The organism is Actinomycetota bacterium (assembly GCA_036280995.1).
In the GTDB taxonomy this organism is placed as follows: domain Bacteria; phylum Actinomycetota; class CALGFH01; order CALGFH01; family CALGFH01; genus CALGFH01.
The window spans coordinates 1-4,574 of record DASUPQ010000855.1; the positions used below are offsets into that span (position 1 = coordinate 1).

The 4,574-nt window shown below is 73.0% G+C and carries 4 protein-coding genes; 2 read left to right on the forward strand and 2 right to left on the reverse strand.

Annotated features, from left to right (window positions below; genetic code table 11):
* The first annotated feature begins 140 nt into the window (after positions 1-140).
* Positions 141-398 carry a DUF742 domain-containing protein gene (locus tag VF468_28695; protein HEX5882265.1) on the forward strand — a complete coding sequence of 86 codons (258 nt, stop codon included), beginning with the start codon at positions 141-143 and terminating at the stop codon, positions 396-398.
* Positions 399-579: 181 nt separating this feature from the next.
* Here the strand turns inward: VF468_28695 and VF468_28700 are convergent, their stop codons facing one another.
* Positions 580-2,118 carry an Nramp family divalent metal transporter gene (locus VF468_28700; GenBank protein ID HEX5882266.1) on the reverse strand — a complete coding sequence of 513 codons (1,539 nt, stop codon included), beginning with the start codon at positions 2,116-2,118 and terminating at the stop codon, positions 580-582.
* Between the two features lie 230 nt (positions 2,119-2,348).
* On the opposite strand from VF468_28700, the gene VF468_28705 reads away from it, so the two are divergent.
* Positions 2,349-2,813 (forward strand): DUF559 domain-containing protein, encoded by a 465-nt coding sequence (locus tag VF468_28705; protein HEX5882267.1) that lies wholly within the window; start codon positions 2,349-2,351, stop codon positions 2,811-2,813.
* Here the strand turns inward: VF468_28705 and VF468_28710 are convergent.
* Positions 2,810-4,471 carry an acetolactate synthase gene (locus VF468_28710; protein HEX5882268.1) on the reverse strand — a complete coding sequence of 554 codons (1,662 nt, stop codon included), beginning with the start codon at positions 4,469-4,471 and terminating at the stop codon, positions 2,810-2,812. The two genes, VF468_28705 and VF468_28710, sit on opposite strands and share 4 nt — an antisense overlap.
* Positions 4,472-4,574 lie beyond the last annotated feature (103 nt).

The following is a 4,574-nucleotide window of genomic DNA, read 5'->3' on the forward strand; positions in this document are numbered from 1 at the left end:
CCACCGGGCGGTCGCTGCCGTGCATGAGGCGGCCCGGGGGGCGCCGAGCTGCTGGTGTTCCCGGAGGGCTACCCAGAGGCCGATGCGCGTGAGGGAGAACCACGACCCGGCCGGCCCACACGGACCTGGAGATCGAGGCGCTGGTCTCCACCACCTCCCTCGGCGAGCGCTCCCCGAAGCTGACCGTTGAGCAGCGGGCCATCGCCGCCCTGTGCCGCGACATCCTCTCCATCGCCGAGATCTCGGCCCGCCTCGACCTGCCCCTGGGGGTGACCCGGGTGCTGGTCGGCGACATGGCCGACGGCGGCCTGGTCATGGTCCACCGCCCGACCCAGACCGGCGACCGCCCCGACCTGGCCCTCCTGGAACGGGTGCTCTACGGCCTGCGGGCCATCTGAACCAGCCGTCTCAAGGTCATCCTCGACCAGTTCGGGCAGGGTGGCGAGAGCCAGTGGGAGGTCGTCCTCGCCGCCGGCGTCATCGCCACCGTGCCCATGCTGGTCATCTTCTTCCTCGGCCAGCGCTACTTCGTGGAGGGGATCGCCACCACCGGCCGCAAGGGGTGACGACCCCGGCCGGCTACCAGAACGACAGGTCGTTGCCGGTGAGCTGGTTGACCAGGAAGTTGAGGAAGAAGAAGCCGAAGTAGACGATCACCAGACCGAGGATGAGGTAGGACCACCAGCGGCCCTTGGCCGGCCCGGGCAGCCTGGCGATCAGGTACATCAGCGCGAACGGCATGATCAGCGCGGCCAGGTTGGACATGTTCGCCGACCACTGGACGAGCTCGGTGGGCAGCGCCTGGAAGATGATCAGCGAGATGACGATCGCCAGCAGGACCATGAAGGGGTAGTAGAAGCGGCGCGGGTCGCCGCGGATGATCCGTCGGAACCCTTCGCTGGACCCGTAGAGCGCGTCGACCATGTTGCGGACCAGCATCTCGAAGACCACCAGCTGGGTGGAGAACAGGATCAGGAACCCGACCAGCAGGGCCCACCAGTACCAGATCCGCGGCTCGCCCATCTGCTCGAGCTGGGCGGCCACATAGGTCGGCATCGAGGCCCGGGTCGGCTCGGTGCCGGTCTGCTCCAGGATGTGACTGACGATGATGCCGGGCATGAGGATGCCGATCAGCGCCCCTGGGACGAACACGACCCACATCTCGATGACGAGGAACCGCCACCAGCGGCGCCACCGGGCCGCGTTCTCGGGCGTGTCCCGGAAGGTCGCCCCCACCGGCTCGACATGGTGCTCCTCGCGGGAGAGCAGGGCGGGGATGTAGCCGGCCCTGGCACCCATGCCGTAACCCTTGTCGCGGTAGTAGTTCATGAACACGTAGTTGAGGCCCGACGCCATGGCCGCGAACCCGGCCACGGCGCCAAGGTCGGTGGCGTCGACCCCTTCGGGTGGCAGCGCCGGGCGGAACATGCCGACGATCCCCTCGCCCCACTGCGAGAGCGGCACCAGCACGATGGCCGCGAGGATCAGCGTGACCAGGATGAACACGACCAGCACCCAGTTGGTCAGCTCCATCGTCCGCGAGATCTTGCGGCCGAACAGGGTGATGACGAAGACCACGGCCATCAGCGCCACGGCCAGCCAGCGCGACGCCGTCCGGTCCTCGGGGCCCGGGATGTCACCGGTGATGAAGGTGTACAGGGCGTCGCCGGCGCCGGCGGCCCAGCCGCCGGTGATGAAGGCGAGGTAGAACAGGAGGATGGCCAGGGTGGTCCAGACCAGGAAGCCCGGTGGGACCCGCCCGAAGCCGATCGACGGCACCTCGCCGGTGGCGACCACGTAGCGGCCGATCTCCATGTTGTAGAAGGCCTGGAGCAGGATCGAGATCAGGGCGACGAACCCGATCCCCGTCCAACCGCCCTGGCCGATGGCCAGGGGGGCGAGCAGCCACTCGCCGCTCCCGATCGACAGGCCGAGGGCGATCAGGCTGGGCCCGATGACCAGGGTGACGATCTCCTTCGTCCCGATCCGCCGCGCCTTGAAGACCTCCTCGGGCTCGGGGAGGTCGTCCACGCCCAGCGGCGGCCGACTCACCCCCAGGGGCCAGGTCTCCGTGGGCGGCGCCTGCGGCGCCCCGCCTCCAGCGGTCGACGCTTCCATGGGTGGCTCCCTTCTCGTCGGGATGCCTGCACGCCGGGCGTCAGCACCTCGGCGTTGCCCGGGATATCACACCAAAGCCGGGCATCTGGCAAGACCGCGCAGCTTGCCCTGGTTAGATCACACAAGTCCATTCACCCGAACCACACTAGTGTAGTTACAAAGTTGTAGTTATACTGAAGCCTTACCTTGCCAAGCCTCATTGCGCGTACGGGCCGAGCAGGGGAGTGCCAGTGCAGCAGCCGGTCGCCGGACGCGGCGACGAAGGACCACGAGGGCCGCAGCCGGTCGGGGCCGCCCTCGGCGCCGTCATGGTCGAGCTGCTCGCCAAGGCCGACCCGTCGGCCCGCCGGCTGCTCGGCCGGGTCGAGCGGCCCCTGGCCCGGCTGTGGCTGGCCGCCTGGCTCCCCGACGCCCCCGACGGCACCCGGGTCGAGCCCAACTGCAAGATCGGCCCCTACCGGGTCGACTTCCTGGTCCTGCCCCGGGTGGTGGTCGAGATCGACGGCGAGGGCCCGCTCCGGGCCAGCTCCGACCAGGTCGTCCGCGAGCGCCGCCGCGACCGCTACCTGGTCGCCCAGGGCTACGCCGTCCTCCGCTTCGCCGGCGACGAGGTCTTCGCCAACCCCTGGCGCTGCGCCGAGGAGGTCCGCGACTACCTCCTCGGCCGCCGCGTGGCCGGCCTGGAGGGGGCCTAGAGCCCGGAGGTGGAGCGGGGGTAGGCGACCTCGGGGTCGGTGGCCACGTTGACCAGGTAGGGGACGCCGGCGTCGAAGGCGCGGCCCAGGGCCGGGCCGAGCTGGGCCGGGGTGGTGACCAGCTCGCCGGCGGCGCCGAGGGCCTCGGCGACCAGGTCGTAGCGGCACTGGGGCTGGAGGTCGGCGGCCACGTCGTAGCCGTACAGCATCCGCATGGGGTGCTTCTCAAGGCCCCAGATGCCGTTGTTGCCGCAGACCAGCACCACCGGGAGGCGGTGGCGGACCAGGGTGTCCACGTCCATCAGGGAGAACCCGGCCGCGCCGTCGCCCAGCAGGAGCACGACCTGGGCCGAGGGGCGGGCCAGGCGGGCGGCGACGGCGTAGCCGAGGCCGGTGCCGAGGCAGCCGTAGGGCCCGGGGTCGAGCCAGTTGCCCGGCCGGGCCGGCTCCACGAACCGGCCGGCGAAGGAGACGAAGTCGCCGCCGTCGCCGATCACCACGGCGTCGTCGGCCAGGACGCGGAGCAGCTCCCCGTAGACCCGGGCCGGGTGGATCGGGTCGGCGTCGCTGTCCAGCAGCTCCCGGTCGGCGGCCGCCGCGGCCCGGGCCTGGTCGCGCAGCCGCGCCAACCACGGCCCGGTGCCGGGGCGCCGGCCGGGCAGGGCGGCCACCGCCCCGGCCAGGCCGTCGAGGACCAGGCCGAGGTCGCCGGCCACGCTCGCGGCCAGGTCCACGTGGCCGGCCACCTGGCCGGGGGCGTCGACCAGGTGGACGACCTTGGCCGGGGGGCCGCCGCCGCGGCCGCCGAAGGTGCCGTAGCCGAGCCGGAAGTCGAGCGGGGCGCCGGCCACCAGCACCAGGTCGGCGGCGCCGAAGGCGAGCGAGCGGGCCCTGGTCACCAGCAGGCCGTCGCGGCCGGGGGCGAGGATGCCGCGGCCCTGGCCGTTGGCCACCACCGGCAGGGCCAGGGTCTCGGCGCAGCGGCGGGCCGCGTCCTCGGCCCGGTCGGCCCAGACGTCGGACCCCAGGACCAGGACCGGCCGCTCGGCCTGGCCGACCAGCCGGGCCACCGCGTCAAGGGCGTCCGGGTCGGGGTCGCGGGCGGCCGCCGGGCCGGGATCGGGCAGCTCGGCCACCCCCTGGGAGAACAACGCCTCCAGGGCGATGTCGAGGAACACCGGGCCCCGGTGCGGCTCGGCGGCCAGGCGCAGCGCCCGGTCGACCTCGCCGGCGACGTCCCCGACGTCGGCGACGGTGCCGGCGTGCTTGGTGACGGTGGCGACCAGCGGCGGGTGGTCGAGCTCCTGGAGGCTGCCGGCGCCCCAGCGGCCGGTCGGGGCCCGGCCCCCCAGCACCAGCACCGGCGAGCCGTTGAAGTGGGCGGTGGTGACGGCGCTGACCCCGTTGGTCACGCCAGGCCCGGCGGTGAGCACGGCCAGCCCGGGCCGGCGCAGCAGCTTGGCCGTGGCCTCGGCCGCGAACACCGCCGTCTGCTCGTGGCGGACGTCGACCAGCCGCAGCGGCGGGTCGGCCGTGACCGCCCCGTCGTACAGGGGGAACACGTGCCCACCGGACAGGGTGAACAGCTCCTCGACCCCATGCCGCCGGGCCGCCGCCACGGCCAGCGTGCCCCCGTGCCCTTCGACCGTCCCGCCCAACCGTTCCCTCCCGCGCCGGCCCGCCGATGCTATCCGGCTCGCCCGCACCTCGCCGAGCTGGCCGGTCCCGCCGGCTGGGCGGACGGCGCGGGCCTCTGGCATC